This is a genomic window from Synechococcus sp. CCY 9618, assembly GCF_019038415.1.
Lineage (GTDB): Bacteria > Cyanobacteriota > Cyanobacteriia > PCC-6307 > Cyanobiaceae > Cyanobium.
Map to the genome: position 1 here is coordinate 1 of NZ_JAFKRG010000130.1, position 294 is coordinate 294.

The following is a 294-nucleotide window of genomic DNA, read 5'->3' on the forward strand; positions in this document are numbered from 1 at the left end:
GATGTCGACATGGATCATGTCGCCCGGTTGCTCCCACTGGTAGCGCTGCACTGGCGGTTTGGGGTCGAGGTTGCGCAGCCGGCTCAGCCCCAGGCGCCGCATGGCCCGGGCCAGGGTGCTGATCGGCACCAGCAGCAACCGAGAGATCCTCCGGAGGGTGCAGCGCTGATGTCTGAGCTCCACGGCCTGCTGCAGTTGCTGCGGATCGAGCGTCCGCCGCTGGGTGCGGCGAACACTCCGTCGATCCGCCAGTGCCGCTGGCCCGCCTGAACGAAAGCGCGCCAGCCACTTGCG

General features: G+C 68.7%; 1 pseudogene. It reads right to left on the reverse strand.

What is annotated here, in order from left to right:
- Positions 1–285: pseudogene (locus tag KUG41_RS15450) on the reverse strand (IS481 family transposase); the annotation flags it as partial.
- Positions 286–294: the final 9 nt, after the last annotated feature.